This is a genomic window from Streptomyces sp. NPDC001606, from assembly GCF_053596835.1.
In genome coordinates this window covers 67,079-83,100 of sequence record NZ_JBSFHC010000028.1, presented here as the reverse complement: position 1 = coordinate 83,100, position 16,022 = coordinate 67,079, and the positions used below count along the sequence as shown (strand labels likewise).

The window sequence follows — 16,022 nt, the reverse complement described above, 5'->3', positions numbered from 1 at the left end:
TTTTTATTGACCCGCCCACCACCCTGATCTACACACTTTACTCCACACACTTACCCACCCCGACGCTCTTCCGATCTGGCCGCGTTGCGGCCCGTTGCCCGCGCGGTGCGCGGGCGCCTCCCTCCGCTGCGCTCCAGGAGGCAGTGGAGAGCCGGACGCTGCGCGCCCGGCGGGCCGCGCGGTGCGCGGCCGGGCCTCTCGGATCCTGACGGCCCGCCTAGTTGGGTGTCCGGGAAAGGAGTTGGGGAGTGCTTCGCACTCCCGGGGCGGGTCCGCTGCGCTCCCCCACCTGACGGTCCTTCCGGCTGCGCCTCCAGAACCTCAGGGCCCGCTGACGCGGGCCCGGCTGGCTATGAGGGGTGGAGGGCGCTCGTTCGTGTGGGTTCCAGTGTAGTGGGTGCCTCAGATTGATGCAGCATGTACCGTTGGCGGAAACGCGGGACACCCGCAAACCTGGCCGATGCTCACTGAGCCATCAAGTCACTGACGCGCCGCCAATCCACATGCTTAACCAGGCGGGCTCCCTACCGGTGGAGCGTGACTTCGACATGCTAGGGCTGGTTTTGTTGTGTGTGCGGGTGGTGGGGATTTTAGTTGAGGGGCTTTCAGGTGGCTTGCGAGGGGTGGTTTTAGGGGAACCCGATTCCCTTAGGCGGGGGTATGTGATTGGCATTGTTTCGGGGCCCCGGAGGGGCCCCGAAACCGCGTTAAGCGGGTTGATGGGGCAGGGGTGAAGGGGGTGGGAGAGAGCTGGAGACCGGTACAACCTGGCTTGCCCCTCCTCCACCCACCCCCGCCAGCGCGGCGCCCCCGGCCGACGCGCAACCACACACCACCCCACCGCCCATCCCCGAAGCCGCCACCCACCCCCACACACCAACCCCATTTCCTCACTCTCCTTCAACGGGGCGGGGCAAGTGGCAGCAGAGGGGATGTCAGCAATCAGACCACGTGGCCGCAGGCCGCTGACCAGGGGCGAGCCACAACCTGGGCCGTCAGACAGCGCAACCATCAGTGCAACACCTGACGCAACATCAGGCGCAGCCTGGTACGCAACACGAGGCGCAACGGGGGCTTCCAATCACCCGCAGCATCCACTATTATTTGAAGTGCAGGGGGAGGCGACCCCCGCAACCGCAGAAGTCCAACGAAGGGGAAGACATGGAGATTCAGATCCTTGACGGCGTCGTCCGCCGGGTGCGTGGCGGTCAGGACGCCCCCATGGGCGGCCTTGCCATTCAGGCCCGCACCATCGCCAACTTCCTGCCGCTCATGTGCCAGCGCGTAGGGGCGAAGGTCGTGCACAACTCCGACGCCAACTACACCGGAATTCGGTTCGACACCAAGGTCGGGCCGGTCGTGCTGGAAATGCCGATGGGTGACCAGCCGTACCGGCTCGTTCACGAACTCATCGAGCCTGACGCCCAGGGCCGCACGGAAGTGGAAATTCGGCGATTCCCGCAGATCTACAAGCCGCAGGGGGTCGCGCACTTGACGGCTGAGTTCCTCCGTTCGCGCGGATTCCTCAAGTAATCCCGCTTGGGGGGGGGCGCTCAATGTGAGCCCCCCCCCCACACATCCAAACGGCGCACCGGAAGGGAAACGGTCATGGACAGCACACGAATTGCGCAGCTGGCCGAGGAGGTCGGGGCACCGCTCACCGTGGCGGAGCAGGAGCAGGCGGCGTACGCGCTCAATGAGTTGGCGCGTAGCGAGGGTGACCCGGAAGCGCTGCGGGTGCCGGTGGAGCAGTTGGAGATGGTCCGGCCGTTCTTCGAGCTGGGTTGGGCGCTGGGGGTGCGCACCGGGCACACAGGCGTGGCCGTGGCCGGTGTCCCTGTGGACCGCTCGACGGTCGAGCGGGCGTTCGTCCTGCTGCTGGCCGAGCGGATGGGGGACCCGATGGTGATCGCGGTCGCGCGGAGTCTGGACCCGCAGCACGTCGGGCCGATGCTGTGGCAGAAGGTCGACTATCACGGCAGCCTGACGCAACGGCACGGGACGTACTGGGTGTGCGCCATCCACGCGTACGCGGACCCGCTCGGCGGGGAAGCCAGGTTGCGCTACGACCTGTGCGAGATGCGCGACGTGGCGCCCGTGCCGGTGGTCTCGGGGGTGCGGCGTACGAGTCTGACCCCTCTGCCGGAGTACCGCCCCGTAGCCTGAGTGTGCTGGTCAGGGGTGGGTTCACAAACCCCTGAAACACACTATTATTGAAGTTGTTCGGGGGTGGTGGCCCCGCCCCCGAACCGCAGAAGCCAACACGAAGGGGAGAACACCGCATGACTCAGCAGTTCGCCGAGCGCGCCACGAACGTGGCCCCCACCGGCGCCCGCAACGCCGACCTCTCCGACCTGGTCCGCATCCTGGAAGACCAGAACCAGCGCAAGCTTGACGTCATCGCCCCCGCCGCCACCCTGCGGTTCCGGAACGGCAACCTGCACGTCGAGGGCATCGAGTCCCTGATCACCGAGGACGGGGTGACGGACGTCGACGGCCTCTACCGGCCCACCGGCGTGGCCGACGAGGGGATCTCCGACAAGCTCCGCATCCCGCTCTCCTACCTGCGCCGCATGCGCGCCGAGAACCTCCCTCTGCTGGACGAGAACGTCAACGCGTGGCTGCGCGAGGAGCCGGAGCGCCGGTTCATGCTCCGCGCGTTCCGAGGCGACAGCGGCCCCGGCATGCCTCCGGCCGAAGGCGTGGCCCGCGCGCTGCTGTCCGACAGCTACAAGCTCATGGACAACTTCGACATGCTGCTCGCCGCCCTGGACGGGGTGCGGCAGTCCGGCCACCCCACCCGCGTCACGGGGTGCGACCTGACCGACCGGCGCATGTATGTGCGCGTCGAGTCCGAAGCGGTCGCCGTCCAGGCGCGCGAGCTGCTGCGCGGCTACCGCTCGCCGTTCGACGGCCGCAGCGGCGACGAACTGCCGATGATCTCGGCCGGTTTCGTCATCACCAACAGCGAGGTCGGCGCAGGTGCCTACACCATCACCCCGCGTGCCGTCATCCAGGTGTGCCGCAACGGCCTGACCGAGACGAAGGACGTCATGCGCGCCGTGCACCTGGGAGGCAAGCAGGACGAGGGCGTTGTGTCCTGGTCCGGCCAGACTCAGCGCAAGACGCTGGAACTGATCACCTCCAAGACCGCCGACGCCGTCCGCACCTTCCTGTCACGCGAGTACGTCGAGACCAAGGTACGGGCGATGGAGGCCGCCGCCGGTAAGACGCTGGCCGAGCCGACGAAGACCATCGAGCACGTCACCAAGACGCTCAGCATCGGAGCCGAAGCCAAGGACATGATCCTCTCTCACTTCGTGCGGGGCGGTCAGATGACGGCCGGGGGCGTGATGCAGGCCGTCACGTCGACCGCCCAGACCCTCACGGACGCCGACCAGGCCGCCGCCCTGGAAGCGCTCGCGCTGCCCGCCCTGACGGCCGCCGCAGCGCACGGCTGACAGACCCCGTGCGGGCCGGGAACCTCCCCGAGCCCGGCCCGCACGGGCCCCACGCCCCGCCCCAGCGCCGGGCGGGCACCCTCCCGGACCGCCCGGGGGTGCCCGCCCGGCCCCAGAGCGCGGAGCGCTCCCCCAACCCGGCCATGGAGCGCGGAGCGCGCCCGCCCCGCCGTCTGCCGCGTAGCGGCAGCGCGACGCGTCTGCGGAGCAGACGGCGCGCCCAGAAGAACCCCCGCCGCGCCACGAGACACGTGCGCCGGCCCCGGTGCTCACCGCCCCGTCCACAAGGAGTACCCGCATGCCCGCACGCCCGGAGCTCACCCGCCCCGACGACGCCGCCACAGCGGCCGCCATGAGCCGCACCCTGACCGCGCTTGCCGCCCTGCTCCAGGCACTCGGCGACGGCGAACACACGATCAATCTCGTGGCCGAGCGCACCGACGACACGTTCGTCCGGGCTCAGGCCGACCTCTCTATCGGCACCGCCCCGCTGCGCCTGGCCGTGCTGGACGAAGACGACTACTGCGCGCTGCGCACGCTGTTGGTGTTCGCGCTGGAGGGCAGCACCATACGCAGCGCCGTCCTGCTCGCCACCACGGCCACCAAGCCCCACCCCCGCGCGTGCGGCTGGACCGTGCGGAACGGATGGCTGCACCCCATGGACACAGCCGAACTCCGGCAGGCCGTCATCCCGTACCCCGGCGTCCCCACCGTACGACGGGAGGTCTACGACGCGCCGGTCCTGCCCCAGATCACCGACACCGACGAGGAGGGCCCCCGTGGCTGACACGCCCGCCGTCACCGCCAACGGCTACTGCACCAACACCACCCCGGTCCCCGGCACCATCCGCACCGTCAACGCCAAGAACACCGGCCCGAAGTTCTTCCACCTGCACGGCCGCCGCTACGGCGAATGCCCGTGCGGAAGGGAAGTGTCCCTGACCGAGCGGGACAACCTGCGCCGCCACAAGCCGCCGCTGGAGTAACCCACAGACGCCGTCCGCCGCCCCCGTCCCCCGGCGGCGGCCGGCCCGCCCCGGCCAGAGCGCCACTGGCCGAAGACCTGCCGCCCCGCCGCCCGCACCCTCCCCTTCGGCGAGCGCGGGGCGGCAGGCCCCCGCTCACCGAACCGAACCGCCGAGGAGCCGCAGCCCATGACCAGCCCGAGCCTGACCGTCGACACGCCCGCCGGCACCGTGCGCGCCACCGCCGGCCCCCGCCAGGACGACGCCGTCGTCTTCGAGCTGGGCGGGGCGATGCGCGGCAGCGTGCACGTCCCCGGCACCCACCACCCCCACCACTGGGACCAGTTCACCGCCGTACGCGCCTGCCTCGGCCCCGTCAACGCCTACCAGACCACCGCCCCCGACGACGCCCTACCTCGGCTCACCCGCAGCCGCACCCGCTACCACGGCAGCCTGACCCTCTACCCCGACGACTACGCCGACCGCCCCCAGGTCAGCGTTTACCCGATGACGTCCGCCGACGGACACGAGCCGCCCGAGAATACGGCAGCGACGCTCACCGCCGTCCTGCGCGCCTGCGCCGCCCATGTCGCACAGCGCGACGACCTGCCCGTGATCCTGGACGTCTCCCGGCAGCGGGACACTGCCGCCCTGCTGCGCTTCCTCACCTGGTCGGCCACCCACCACCAGGCCGAAGCCGCCCGCTTGGAGCGGGAGGCACGCGCAGCCCACCCCGCGCGGCGCGCCGCCGTGGCCGCCTGGTGGACCGTCGCCCGCTGGTTCCTCGCTTCCCCGCACCCGGTCCTGCTGCTGATGCTGGCCGACCTCCCCTACTCGGTACTCCCCAACTCGCTGGCCCGCACCGTCGCCGTGAAACAGTGGTGGGCCCTGTACTGCCTCACCGCGGCCGCCAGAGAGCACGAGCACGCCGGCCGCGCCCAGGCCGAAGCCGACTCCCTGCGTGCCCAGCAGCGCTCACGGCGCCCGACCCGCCGCCCGCAACCGTCCGCGCACGCTGCCCCGCACGCGGCGCGCCTGGAACTGGAGATGTCGTGACGATGCGCTGGTTGATGACCCTTGGAGAGCGCACCCGCCCCGAGACGCCCACTTACGCCGAGTGCCCGGGCCCGAACGAGGCCCGCGCCGTCGCCCTGGTCGACGACTGCAGCCAGCTCTTCCCCGTCCTGCTGGCGTGGCGGCGGGCCCTCGGCCGCGAAGTGACCGGCTGGGCCGAGCAGGTCGAGGCGGACGACGTCGAGAACCTCCCCCAGGACGTGACCGACGACTGGGGGCCCGGTCTGCGGCTGGACACGATGCCGGGCGGGTACGTGAAGGTCTCGGACTACCGCGACCACCAGCCGCCCGACGCGGTCACCGCCGGTCCCCGCATGCTCATGCGCTGATCTCGGCCTCAAAAGCCGCAGGTCAGGGGCGGGTTCACGCCACCCCAGATCACACTATTATGGATGTTGCGGGAGGGGGTTTTCTCCCCCACACCGCCCCTCCCGCACCCAAGCGCCGACCGAAAGGGCCGCGATGCCCGAGGAGTTCACGTTCCCCCGCAACACCGGTTCGTACGGCTACCAGGTCCTCGACCGCCAGGACCCGAGCACCAGTTACGGCGTCGTCTGGCACGACTCGGAAGTGTGCCAGTGGGTCGCCGAGTATCCGGGCAACCGCCCGGGCAGCGGCGGCGGGATCCCCGGATTCGCCAGCCGGAAATGGGCCGCGCGCTTCCTGTACCGCTACCGCAAGCCCCAGCCGTCCGGCCGCACCTGACCCGCCGCCCGCCCGCCTCACACCGCCGCCAGTCACAGAAGGGACCGCGCATTGGCCACCTTCGGTCACATCACCCGCGAGCGCTGCGCCCAGCTGGGCCGCGCCCTCACGGCCGCCGGCCTTTCCTGGAGGGACACCGGCCGCCAGGACAAGCCCGAGTTCCTGACCTACACCGCCACCGACGCGCACGGCCGCGAGTGGAGCATCAGCCCGGCCACCAGCAACCAGATCACCCCGTCCCGGCCCGCGAGTATCTGGCAGGCCCAGTGCACCGAGCCGATGCACCGGTCTCCGGTCCTGTCCGCCCGGGCGGTCGTCGACCACATCCGGGCGTTCCCCGCGTGACCGGCCCGCTGCGGCCGTGGCGCCCCGAAGACTTCGACGACTGGTGCGAGACGTGCGGCGCAGCACCGGGCCAGTTCTGTAAGCCGACGTGCGACACCGGCTACACCGCCGAGGACTTCCGCCGAGACGCCGAGCCCCGCGACCAGGACGCGACCGCGCCGCCCGAGCCGGGCACCCACCACCCTCCCGAAGGAGTTAAGACGCCGTCATGCCACAGGAGTTGACCGCCCAGGAGCAATTCGACGTATTCGCCGACGATGTGGCGTGGGAGCTGGGCACGCACTGCCGGACCGCCCCGCTGCCCGAGTACTCCCGCGGTCTGGCACGGCTCATCGTCGACCTCGCCGCCGCCCGCGCCGCGAACCGCGAGCTGATGGCCCAGCTCAACCGCCACGCCGATTGATCAAGCAGCCCGTGATCAGCTGAAAAGCGGTCTGGACGAGACCTGTGTGTTCCGGAAGGAGAGGCGGTTGGCCGGAGGCCCGCCAGAGGTCAGCTCTTGGTGCGGGCCTTGCCGGTGCCAGGCTCTAGCCGACGGTGTAGGTCAGCGCGATGCAGCCGTCGCCCCCGGCCGCTCCTTCCCTGCCGTCGTTCGCGGGGCCCTGTTGGGGACGGCCGCCCTCGCCCCCGTCGCCGCCGTCGCCGATCTTGCGCGGGTTGGACAAGGAGAAGCAAGCCTTCAGCTTGTCCTTGCCAAGGACTCCGCCACCGCCGGCGTCGTTCCCGTCGTGGCCCTTGACTCCGTCCAGGAGGACGCGGTTGGAACCGTCACACTGGCTCTTGCTGGCCTCTCCGGGGCCAGCGGCTTTGCCTCCGCCTCCGGTTCCGGTGAGATCGGCTCCCCGGCCGCCGTAACCCCCGAAGCCCCAGTCCGCGGAGACCTTCCTCGCCCCGTCGACATCGACCTTCGACGCGGCACCACCCTGGCCCTCTCCGCCACGACCCGTGATCAAACCGCCGCCACCGCCGGATCCGCCACGGCCGCCTGAGGAGATATCGAGCTTCAGGTGCGCGCGTTGCTGACGTCGAGATCGCAGCTCACCACGGCGCCACTGCTACCGCCGGCACCGCGCCCCCCGTCATACGCGAAACCGGCGACGTAGGCACCCCCACCGCCCCCGCCCCCACCGCCGGTGCCGACCGCGGTGACTGAGATCTTCGTGACCCCCGCAGGTACCGTGAAGTCGTACGTACCCGGCTCGGAGTAGACCTTCACCTTCTGCTGCAGCGCCCGGGACGGGACCGCTTGCGCGTTCGCCAGTCCCAAGACGGTGAGCAGAACCGCTGCACTGGCGGTGACGGCCTTGGCCCGGCTTGAACCCATGATGCGCTCCTTCGGGGTCACGTCCGCTGGAGTGGCCTATCGACGGCCGCTCGGTGATCTCGTTTTGAGGCTATGAGATGAGTCGGTAGTCAGGTCGGTCACGTCGGTTTCTCACTCGATCAGGTGTAGGCAGGCCTTGGCGAGCAGGTCGAGTCCCGTAGCGGCGGAGGCGAGCCAGCCGCCGAAGACAACGAGGACGAGTAGGCCCCGTGCACCACAGGTGTTGCATCAGCTACAGTGCTCCGGACCGCTCCTGAGCTGGGAAAACCCCATCCGCGCACTCGCGGCGCCCCGGAGAAACGTCGGCGACTTCGACGCCTCGGGCGCCGACATCGAACGGGACTGGGTGGCCCGCACGGACTGCTGGAGCCACGTGGAACGCATCCTGCTCACCCACGAACAGGTCCGGGACTACGAGTTGCCCGCGGCTGTGGGGAAGGCGGGCGACCCACGTTGGTCGGGGTTCGCGAGCCGATACGGGCTCGACGCCAGTCAGCCGGTGCAGTGGGAGGTCGAGGCGCTCGACCCGACCGAGCTTCAGCGCTTGGTCCTCGCCGCCGTCGCGCCGTACATCGACCGTCCTGTCCTCGCCGCCCGGATCGCGGAAGAAGAACGGCAGCGTCGACAGCTCAGGGCCTTCGTCGAGGGATGGCCCCCTGAACCGCCCTCGGGCCGTGAGTGACTCCCGAACTCATCGACATTGATCAAGGAGCAGGCCCACGCGGTGACTCCCGAAGCCGTCGACAACGACTCCCGCTCTCGCGTACAAAGCCACCCGGACGAGACCCAGGTGCAGACCCCGTCGATCGGGGTCACAGCGATCAGCGCCCGCCATGTGGCACGCGAGATCATCCGGCGGCTCTACCCGCTGCACACCGAGGCCGCCGAACTGGCCACCCAGATCGCCGCCCGACAGCAGGCGGAGGCCAGCGCCCGCGCCGCAGTCGCCGAAGCCGTGGCCGGCGCGCTCCCCGGCGCCCGCATCGAGGAGCAGTACCGGCGTACACGGATCATCTGGCAGCACGACGCCCGCCCGCCCGGCCAGCAGGGCCCCGTCCACATGGACAGCGTGTGCGTAATCGTCGGAGCCTCCGGGGAGTCGGTGACCGTCGAAGCTCCAGCCGCCCCGCCCGAGTGATCTCCATGCTGGCTGCGTTCGCCCAACCCACGCGGGAGTGAACAACCAGGTCAGGGGTGGGTTTCTAATTTCAATAAACACACTATTATTGAACCTGCGAGGCGGGGCCCACCACCCCCGCAGGGACCGCCGCCCGCCAGCCGCACGCCCCCGACGACCGGCCAGCACGACCGGGCCGCTCCTGCCATCCGTCCCCGCAGAGGCGGTCCGCTCAACTCACCCACGAGAAAGGCGCGCACGTGACCTACACACCCCCGCCCTCCGAGTGCCGCCCGAACGAGCCCGACACCGAACGATCACGCACGGGAGGAGACGCGGCACGTACCGACCGCCAGACGATGCGCCGCGTTCTGCGCCGCGAAATCTCGGGCACCATCGGGCTGCTCACCGACGAGCACGACTTCCGCGCCATGCGGCACTACCGCAGCTTCGCCTTCGACGACTACGCGACCTACCTGGCAGGGGTTGAGGACCTTCTCAAGGCCCGCGCCTCGCAGGGCATGCACACCATGCTCGCCCTCTTCGATCCCGAGGAGTACGCCGACTTCTGCGCCCACACCGGCCTCGACCCCGACAACCCGTCCAGCCGCACCCGCTTTACCGCCGAGGCTGCCACGACGGGCCCCACCATCCCGTACGACGGCGAGCCCCTGGCCGAGCTCGTCCCGGCCCTGATCGACGAAGCCGTCCGCAAGGCCACCTGGGAGTACGCCTCCACACTCCTGGCCCGCCTCGGCGCCTGCGCCGTCTGCGGAAAGGACATCGACCAAGAGGCCTTCGCCCGCGCCCGAGACTTCCTCGTCCGCATCCTCGACACGGCCGACCCTGGCCACCGCCACCTGGTGTGCAGCGTCTCGGCAACGCCGGAGACGCTGGTCTCCGTCCTACACGCGGACACGGACCCCGACGGTGCGACCCACCTCGACGACACCGAGGCCCTCGAATTCACCACGGTCCTCGCGCTCGGTCTCGCGGCCCTGCCCGGCGCACTCATCATGAGGACCCGCAGCCCAGGCGCTCCGGACCGCGTCTACGGCTGGCGGCTGCGAGCGGGAGACCTCGAACCCCTCACGGCCGGAGAAGTCTTCGACGCCTACTGCACCGACATCGACTCCGGCGACCCCATCTCCCCGGAATCGGACGTCGACTACTGCGCGCCGCCCTACCTCAGCCCGGACGGCCCGACGCCGGGACACCATCACTGAACGAGCCGGGCCGCCGCCGGCACCCGCCTGCCAGGGCGACGGCCCCAGTTCTCAGGCGTACACCAGGGCGGCGCCCACATCCCTGGCGGCGCACACGCCGAGGCTCTGCCCTCGCGCACTCTCCTCGTTTGCGCAGGTCAGGGGTGGGTTCACACCCTCACAACTCACACTATTATTGGTATCGAGGTTGGGAGGTCGTCACCTCCCCCCGTGGCGGCCCCTTCCCCCTTCCAATCCCAGGAGTTGCCATGCTTCGAACGCTGCGCCGCGCCCTGCGATCGGCACGCCTCCGGATTCCGGCCCGCCGGTTCAGCGCCGGGATCGCGGCGCTGCCGCCCACCGCACGCGAAGCGCTCGGCACCGACGTCACCGCTGAGGAAGCCATCGCCTACAACCGCAGCCGCGTCGCCACCGCAACCGCAACCGCCGTCGCCCTCTACCGCAGCGGATACACACTGCCCATGCGCGATCTCGACCTGGACGACGCCGTGCACGCCCTGGACTTCCCCTACTCAGTTCCGAGCCAGGAGACCCGCGCCGCCATCCGTGCCGCACTCGCCGTCCTGGACGCCGACTACACCGTCACCGTCACTCACTGACCAGCCGTCAGCCCTGACCTGCGGGCCGCCCCGTCCGGGTGGCCCGCGCCGGAAGGAGACCCGGTGTTCCTGGTCGTACCCGACCCCGCCCACGGACTGGTCGCCGCCCCCAGGTCCTCTGACGACCTCACGCCCGGCACCGAGGAGACCCTCACAGCCCAGGGATTCGCCTGGAACAGCGAGATCGAGGCGTACACCCGCCCGACTGACAACAGCCCTGGGGCCGTGGAACTCACCGCCGGCGCCCTACGCGAACTGGGCCACTACGTCTTCTCCTCCTACACGCCGCTGCCCACCGCCTGACCGGCGCCCCCTCCCCGGCCGGGCAACTGCCCCGACCCCGCAGGCCCCTTGCACGGATGGAGTTCCGTCATGCCCCGACGCCGCCCCCAAGCCGCCCGTCCGGTACGCCGTCACCGGGCACGAAGGAGCCCACCAGGTCGTGGACCAGCTCCACGGGTACACGCTCAGCAGCCACACAACCCGCCCGGCCGCGGAGGACGCAGCGCGCGAACTGGCCTCCAACCCCACGGCCGCCATCGCGGCCGTGGAGGCACTCGACGCCGCCCAGAGCGGCCCGGCGGCCACCGAGCGACACATCCTGCGCCGGTACGGGTACGCCTGGAGCCTGCGCCAGGACGAGATGCTCTCCATCATGCGGGAGTTCAGCCACCGCCGCCTGGAGACGCTCGTCTCCAACGGCCACCTGTCCACGGTGTTCACTCCGGCCGGCCAGCCGTACTACACCACGCCTGAGCGCTTCGATGAGCTGTCACCGCGCTGGGTGCGCGACGGGGACGAGTCCTTCCCGGCCGCCGAGCCCGCCCGTCTCGAGCGCCCCCGCCCAGCCCTTGAGCTGCGGCCGCAGCGCAAGCGCTGGGAACTGTGCGAGCTGCACGGGATCGCCCTTGGGCGCTGCCTGCTGTGCGGGCCGCGCGAGGACTTCGAGTGCCAGTGGGGCGAGTGCACCGCCAACCGCGTAACGGCGTACTGCGAGCGGTGCGTGCGGCTCGACCCCCGGCGCAGCTTCCCGCTGCCGCCGCACCGGGACCGCGAATAGCAACAAAGCAGCAGGTCAGGGGCGGGTTCACACTTGCCATAAACACACTATTATTGATGTTGTTGGAGCTCTGATGGCGAGCACGGCCACCCAGCCGCATTCGAGGAAGGACACCGCCGATGAAGCCCCTCGATCTGGCCCAACTGCTGGCCGCGCCGACCGATCCTCCGGTGCGCGACGCGCTTCGCCGTCTTGCACCCAGATCCCTGGATGCGCTGATCATCGAAGCTCTCTCGGCTACCGAGGAGGCGTGGCGGCAGGTCGCCGTCGACCGAGTCCTGGAGTTCGTGGCGGAGCAGCCCGGCGACGGCCTCCCGGTGGTCGCCGCGTACTTCACGACGACGGAGCGCCGGACCGCGGACGGCATGCACGTCGGATGGAGCCCGTTCGTCGCGGCGCTCGCGAGCACCGAGGACGTTCCGGATCTCAGGCACACCCGCACCACGGCGGTGGCCGTGCCGGTGGGCGAGGCGGCGCTGGCCGAGGAGGTGTTCGCCGACCCGGAGTTGACCGATGCACTCAACCGGCTCGCGGCACTGGACCCGCCCGGGCACGAGGACGTCCTGCGCATCCACCTGCCAACCCGCCAGGTCACCCGCGTGAAACCCTGACTGTCGATCCGTGCGGGCGCTGCGGCGCCCGCACGAAGGAGGTCCGCGCGATGCCGGTTCCGATCCTCTGCCACATCTGCCACGGGGGCCGTTACGAGCCCCGGGATCCGGGGTCCTACGCCTGCCGGTCCTGCGGAAACCGCGCCACCGAGTCGACGTTCCCCGTACAGAGCGACGAACGGCTCGTTGTGCTCGCGGGCGTGCTCCAGGTCCTCGCCGTGCCGGACGGCCACCAGGTGATCACTCCTACGCGGCGCTGCCATGCCCCGCACCTGGGGGCGAGTCTTGTCCTCGCCCTGCGGCGCAACCGGACCCACCCGGTGTACCGGCGTGCCGAGGATCTGCGCGCCGCCGAAGAGCTGTTGGCCGTCCTGGACGCCGACGAGCAGGGTCCCTGGGTGCTGTCCCCCGAGCGATTGGCCGTCCTCGCCCGGGCCGTGGTCGTGCGCAACTCACTGCTGCCCTCAGCATCCCGGCAGCATCCGGACTTGGATGCCGAGATCCGGGCGGCCTACGTCCGCAGCCGGCGCACATCCACCACCCGAGATGGGTCGCCGGCCACCGCCCGCACCCCGCGCCCCTAGCCGCCGAACGCAGAGCACCGGACCTACATTTCCGCAGGTCAGTGGGTGCCTAGCCCTCAGCTCACATCCAACTATTATTTGATGTGCGGGGAGTTGGTCCCCGCCAATTCGCCGATGAGGCAAGGAGAAGGAGAGCCGCATGGCCACCGCCGTCTCGACCCCGCCCCACAAGAGCGACGAACACGAGGAGGCCGCGCCGCAGGTCGTCAAACTCGATCCGGCACTGCTGGTACGCGACGAGTGCAACGCTCGCGAGCACGACACCGAGCCGGACGAGAAGCTCATCGCCTCCGTCAAGGAACTCGGCGTCGAGGAGCCCATCAGCGTCCGGCCCCGGCCCGACGGGACCTACGGCGTCTTCAAGGGCTGGCGGCGCGCCCAGGCGGCGCAGGTCGCCAACGCCGCCGCCGAGCAGGACGGCCGCCCCGCACGTCTGGTCAAGGCGTACGTGCGTGAGGACCTGGTCGGCCGCGACGGCTGGACGCGGTTTCTGTCCCTGGTCGAGAACGACCACCGCGAGGGCATGAGTGAGCGGGACACCCTCCGCGCCCAGGAACTCGCCCTGATCGACATGACCGACGTCGACCGGCGCACGGCCGCAAAGGCCCTCGGTGTGGGCCGCAATGCAGCCAAGCAGGCCAAGGCGGCGCAGAAGCTCAACGACGCCACCCTGCGCCGTACAGCGGCGGCAGGCATGGACCTTGAGCAGACCGCCCAGCTCGCCGAGGTCGCAGGCGTGCGCGGCGCGGAGGACCGGCTCATGCGGGCGCTCGCTCGTGACCACGCCGAGGGCAAGGGCGGGCGCGGTCACTGGGATCAGGAGATGGCCCTTCTGCGCGCCGAGCAGGCCGACGCCGAGGCCCGTGCCAAGGCCGAGGAGGAGCTGAGGGCGGCGAACGTTCCCCTGTTGGGCCGGGTTCCGTCCTACGAGAAGGACCCGTCCCGTCCTCTGACGGAGCTCACCACCGGGCTGGGCAACCCGCTCACCGAGGACAACCACAAGGACTGCCCCGGCCACAGCGCTCGCCTGGACGACGAGCACCGGCCCGTTTGGTACTGCGCCGACCCGGCCGCGTACGGCCACAAGGTCCGGCCGCAGCCGAAGAAGCCCAAGACCGAGGAGAACGAGCGCAAGGCTGAGGAGCGGGCCCGGATCGTGGCCTGCAACCGGGCATGGAAGGCCGCCGCCGGACCGAGGCAGGAGTTCGTCAAGCGGCTGGTGCGCGGAAGGACCCTGCCCGAGGAGGCCCGGCTGTTCGCCCAGCAGATCCTTCTGGACCTGCCCCGCTTCTACGGCAAGTGGGCCGACAGGCAGAGCACCCAGACCGTGGCGCTGCTGCTCGGAGCGAAGGACCCCGAGAAGGACTCGGCCGCCGAGACTGCCGCCAGTTTCCCCAAGAACCGCCTGGCCAACGTGCTGTTCGCCCAGGTCGCCGCCGCGTTCGAGGACTCCATCCGCGAACCGAAGCAGTTCGACATCGCCCGCATGACCCACGTCTACCTGTGGGAGTCCCCCGACCGGTTCCAGGCCGCCTACCTGCTGCTTCTGGAATCCCTCGGCCAGGCCGACGACGGCAGCTACCAGCTGTCCGAGGTCGAGCAGCAGGCGGTCGCCAGTAACCGGCCCAACGCTGCGGGCTGACCCACAGGCATCCGGCGGGTGCCGACATCCGGTGCCCGCCCTCCCTCCCTCGCCCCTCATTACGAACCAGGCAAGAGGCGTACCTGTGCCCACCCTTGCCGAAATCCGCACCTTCGTCAGCGGGCTCTCCGACGTCGGAGCCGTGGTCGCTCTCCAGGAGGCGGCGGCCAAGCGGCTGCTCGAACTGGACGCCGCCAAGCGCCCGGTCATCCTCCCGGGCCGCACCGGCCGGATCAACACCACGATCACTCCGGCCTGCCTGCGCCGTCTGACCGGCACTGTCGGGCAGCCCAACAAGACCCGCAGCCGTTTCGACTTCGTGCTGGACGAGGACTCCACCAACCAGCTGCGCCGCGACCCGCACAACACCCGCTTCACCGTTCCTGACGGTGAGAAGCGCTTCCGCATCACGGGTGTCCCGGCCGCCTGCATCGAACTCACCGACGCCCCGGCCGACTCGTAGAGCGTCCGGGCTGGGGCAGCGCCCGCAATCCCCGCCCCCACCGCGCCGCCTCGAATGGCGCCTCCATCCCCGGCCGGGCACACCCCGTGCCCGGCCGGTCGTCCATCCCTCCACGCAGAGAGGTGAACCAGATGCCGATCACCATCGACGACGTCCGGGACTTCATCCGGCAGCTTCCCGACGCGGCAGCCGTCGCCCAGGTACAGGAGGCCGCTGCACAGCGGCTCCGCGCCGTCGACAAGGCCGCGTTCGCTCAGATTCAGGCCGGGCGCCGGGCCCGCATCACTCCCGCCCTGCGCTCGAAGTTGCTGCGCGGTCTGACGGGCACCGTGCAGGAACGCAATCGCGCCGGCACCCGTGCGGGCTTCCTTCTCGACGAGGAGTCGACCCGGCTGTTGCGCGCGCACCCCCGCAACAGCCACTACCGCATCCCGGAGAACGTCCGGCGCTTCCGGATCCCCGGCAACGGCGTCCCGCTCTGCTGCCTGGAACTGATCGAGGACTGACCCACGTGCCTGCGACCCGTCGCCCTGCGCGACGCAGGCAAAGCCCCCTCTGCCGTCCGAAACGCCGTGCGATCCCCGTCGCCCGGCCCGCTATGCAAGGCCGCATGCCCGACAACCAGCAGACGACGCCCTCCGGCCCGGACACCGACGCCCCCACCGGGCCCCTGACGCTGGCCGTGCTGCGCCAACTGGTCCGCACCGACTGACGCCGCCTGCCCGGCAGCACGCTGACCGTGCAACGTCGAGGGCAACGCCTACTCGCCGTTCGCCAGCTACAGCCGTTCCCAGTACGCGCCGACCTACGGCGATTTCGGCGGCAAGGTCTTCCCGCTGCCGGAGG

At 70.4% G+C, this 16,022-nt stretch carries 23 protein-coding genes; 21 read left to right on the top strand and 2 right to left on the bottom strand.

Going from position 1 to position 16,022, the window contains the following annotated elements; genetic code table 11:
* Nucleotides 1-1,161: 1,161 nt before the first annotated feature.
* The 10 genes from ACWCV9_RS35080 (at nt 1,162) to ACWCV9_RS35035 (ending at nt 6,953) form a co-directional block, all read left to right on the top strand.
* Nucleotides 1,162-1,533 (top strand): hypothetical protein, encoded by a 372-nt coding sequence (locus ACWCV9_RS35080; protein ID WP_385848282.1) that lies wholly within the window; start codon nt 1,162-1,164, stop codon nt 1,531-1,533.
* 75 nt (nt 1,534-1,608) lie between these two features.
* Complete coding sequence (locus tag ACWCV9_RS35075) at nt 1,609-2,166, top strand: hypothetical protein (protein WP_450792734.1); 558 nt, start codon at nt 1,609-1,611, stop codon at nt 2,164-2,166.
* A gap of 116 nt (nt 2,167-2,282) precedes the next feature.
* On the top strand, nt 2,283-3,461 hold the full coding sequence (locus ACWCV9_RS35070) for a DUF932 domain-containing protein (RefSeq protein WP_450792732.1): 1,179 nt from the start codon (nt 2,283-2,285) through the stop codon (nt 3,459-3,461).
* Between the two features lie 298 nt (nt 3,462-3,759).
* Complete coding sequence (locus tag ACWCV9_RS35065) at nt 3,760-4,248, top strand: hypothetical protein (protein WP_450792731.1); 489 nt, start codon at nt 3,760-3,762, stop codon at nt 4,246-4,248.
* Nucleotides 4,241-4,447 carry a hypothetical protein gene (locus ACWCV9_RS35060; RefSeq protein ID WP_450792729.1) on the top strand — a complete coding sequence of 69 codons (207 nt, stop codon included), beginning with the start codon at nt 4,241-4,243 and terminating at the stop codon, nt 4,445-4,447. Before ACWCV9_RS35065 ends, ACWCV9_RS35060 begins: the two co-directional genes overlap by 8 nt.
* A 168-nt stretch (nt 4,448-4,615) precedes the next feature.
* Nucleotides 4,616-5,482 carry a hypothetical protein gene (locus ACWCV9_RS35055; RefSeq protein WP_450792727.1) on the top strand — a complete coding sequence of 289 codons (867 nt, stop codon included), beginning with the start codon at nt 4,616-4,618 and terminating at the stop codon, nt 5,480-5,482.
* Between the two features lie 14 nt (nt 5,483-5,496).
* Nucleotides 5,497-5,829 (top strand): hypothetical protein, encoded by a 333-nt coding sequence (locus tag ACWCV9_RS35050; protein WP_450792725.1) that lies wholly within the window; start codon nt 5,497-5,499, stop codon nt 5,827-5,829.
* Nucleotides 5,830-5,962: 133 nt separating this feature from the next.
* Nucleotides 5,963-6,205, top strand: a complete 243-nt coding sequence (locus tag ACWCV9_RS35045; RefSeq protein ID WP_450792724.1) for a hypothetical protein — start codon at nt 5,963-5,965, stop codon at nt 6,203-6,205.
* 51 nt (nt 6,206-6,256) lie between these two features.
* Nucleotides 6,257-6,550: a hypothetical protein gene (locus ACWCV9_RS35040; RefSeq protein ID WP_450792722.1), complete on the top strand. Its 294-nt coding sequence runs from the start codon at nt 6,257-6,259 to the stop codon at nt 6,548-6,550.
* Between the two features lie 208 nt (nt 6,551-6,758).
* On the top strand, nt 6,759-6,953 hold the full coding sequence (locus tag ACWCV9_RS35035) for a hypothetical protein (protein ID WP_450792720.1): 195 nt from the start codon (nt 6,759-6,761) through the stop codon (nt 6,951-6,953).
* Nucleotides 6,954-7,077: 124 nt separating this feature from the next.
* On the opposite strand, the gene ACWCV9_RS35030 is transcribed toward ACWCV9_RS35035, so the two are convergent.
* Both ACWCV9_RS35030 and ACWCV9_RS35025 read right to left on the bottom strand, forming a co-directional pair.
* Nucleotides 7,078-7,215 carry a hypothetical protein gene (locus tag ACWCV9_RS35030; RefSeq protein WP_450792718.1) on the bottom strand — a complete coding sequence of 46 codons (138 nt, stop codon included), beginning with the start codon at nt 7,213-7,215 and terminating at the stop codon, nt 7,078-7,080.
* 338 nt (nt 7,216-7,553) lie between these two features.
* Nucleotides 7,554-7,895, bottom strand: a complete 342-nt coding sequence (locus ACWCV9_RS35025) for a hypothetical protein (protein ID WP_450792717.1) — start codon at nt 7,893-7,895, stop codon at nt 7,554-7,556.
* Between the two features lie 352 nt (nt 7,896-8,247).
* On the opposite strand from ACWCV9_RS35025, the gene ACWCV9_RS35020 reads away from it, so the two are divergent.
* The 11 genes from ACWCV9_RS35020 to ACWCV9_RS34970 all read left to right on the top strand — a co-directional run bounded on the left by ACWCV9_RS35020 (nt 8,248) and on the right by ACWCV9_RS34970 (nt 15,682).
* The gene (locus ACWCV9_RS35020; RefSeq protein ID WP_450792715.1) at nt 8,248-8,556 is read left to right on the top strand and encodes a hypothetical protein; all 309 of its coding nucleotides are present in this window, start codon (nt 8,248-8,250) and stop codon (nt 8,554-8,556) included.
* Between the two features lie 42 nt (nt 8,557-8,598).
* The gene (locus ACWCV9_RS35015; protein WP_450792714.1) at nt 8,599-9,012 is read left to right on the top strand and encodes a hypothetical protein; all 414 of its coding nucleotides are present in this window, start codon (nt 8,599-8,601) and stop codon (nt 9,010-9,012) included.
* Between the two features lie 338 nt (nt 9,013-9,350).
* Nucleotides 9,351-10,217 (top strand): hypothetical protein, encoded by an 867-nt coding sequence (locus ACWCV9_RS35010; RefSeq protein ID WP_450792740.1) that lies wholly within the window; start codon nt 9,351-9,353, stop codon nt 10,215-10,217.
* A gap of 248 nt (nt 10,218-10,465) precedes the next feature.
* Complete coding sequence (locus ACWCV9_RS35005) at nt 10,466-10,816, top strand: hypothetical protein (RefSeq protein ID WP_450792712.1); 351 nt, start codon at nt 10,466-10,468, stop codon at nt 10,814-10,816.
* Between the two features lie 63 nt (nt 10,817-10,879).
* Nucleotides 10,880-11,119 carry a hypothetical protein gene (locus tag ACWCV9_RS35000; RefSeq protein WP_450792711.1) on the top strand — a complete coding sequence of 80 codons (240 nt, stop codon included), beginning with the start codon at nt 10,880-10,882 and terminating at the stop codon, nt 11,117-11,119.
* Nucleotides 11,120-11,258: 139 nt separating this feature from the next.
* Nucleotides 11,259-11,876 carry a hypothetical protein gene (locus ACWCV9_RS34995; RefSeq protein WP_450792709.1) on the top strand — a complete coding sequence of 206 codons (618 nt, stop codon included), beginning with the start codon at nt 11,259-11,261 and terminating at the stop codon, nt 11,874-11,876.
* 119 nt (nt 11,877-11,995) lie between these two features.
* Nucleotides 11,996-12,487, top strand: a complete 492-nt coding sequence (locus ACWCV9_RS34990) for a hypothetical protein (RefSeq protein WP_450792707.1) — start codon at nt 11,996-11,998, stop codon at nt 12,485-12,487.
* 50 nt (nt 12,488-12,537) lie between these two features.
* A complete protein-coding gene (locus ACWCV9_RS34985; RefSeq protein ID WP_450792705.1) occupies nt 12,538-13,071 on the top strand; it encodes a hypothetical protein in 534 nt (177 codons plus the stop codon).
* Between the two features lie 139 nt (nt 13,072-13,210).
* Nucleotides 13,211-14,713: a ParB/RepB/Spo0J family partition protein gene (locus ACWCV9_RS34980; protein ID WP_450792703.1), complete on the top strand. Its 1,503-nt coding sequence runs from the start codon at nt 13,211-13,213 to the stop codon at nt 14,711-14,713.
* An 85-nt stretch (nt 14,714-14,798) separates the two neighbouring features.
* Entirely contained in the window at nt 14,799-15,176 is a 378-nt protein-coding gene (locus ACWCV9_RS34975) for a hypothetical protein (protein ID WP_450792701.1), read from the top strand.
* 131 nt (nt 15,177-15,307) lie between these two features.
* Nucleotides 15,308-15,682, top strand: a complete 375-nt coding sequence (locus tag ACWCV9_RS34970; protein WP_385848258.1) for a hypothetical protein — start codon at nt 15,308-15,310, stop codon at nt 15,680-15,682.
* Nucleotides 15,683-16,022: the final 340 nt, after the last annotated feature.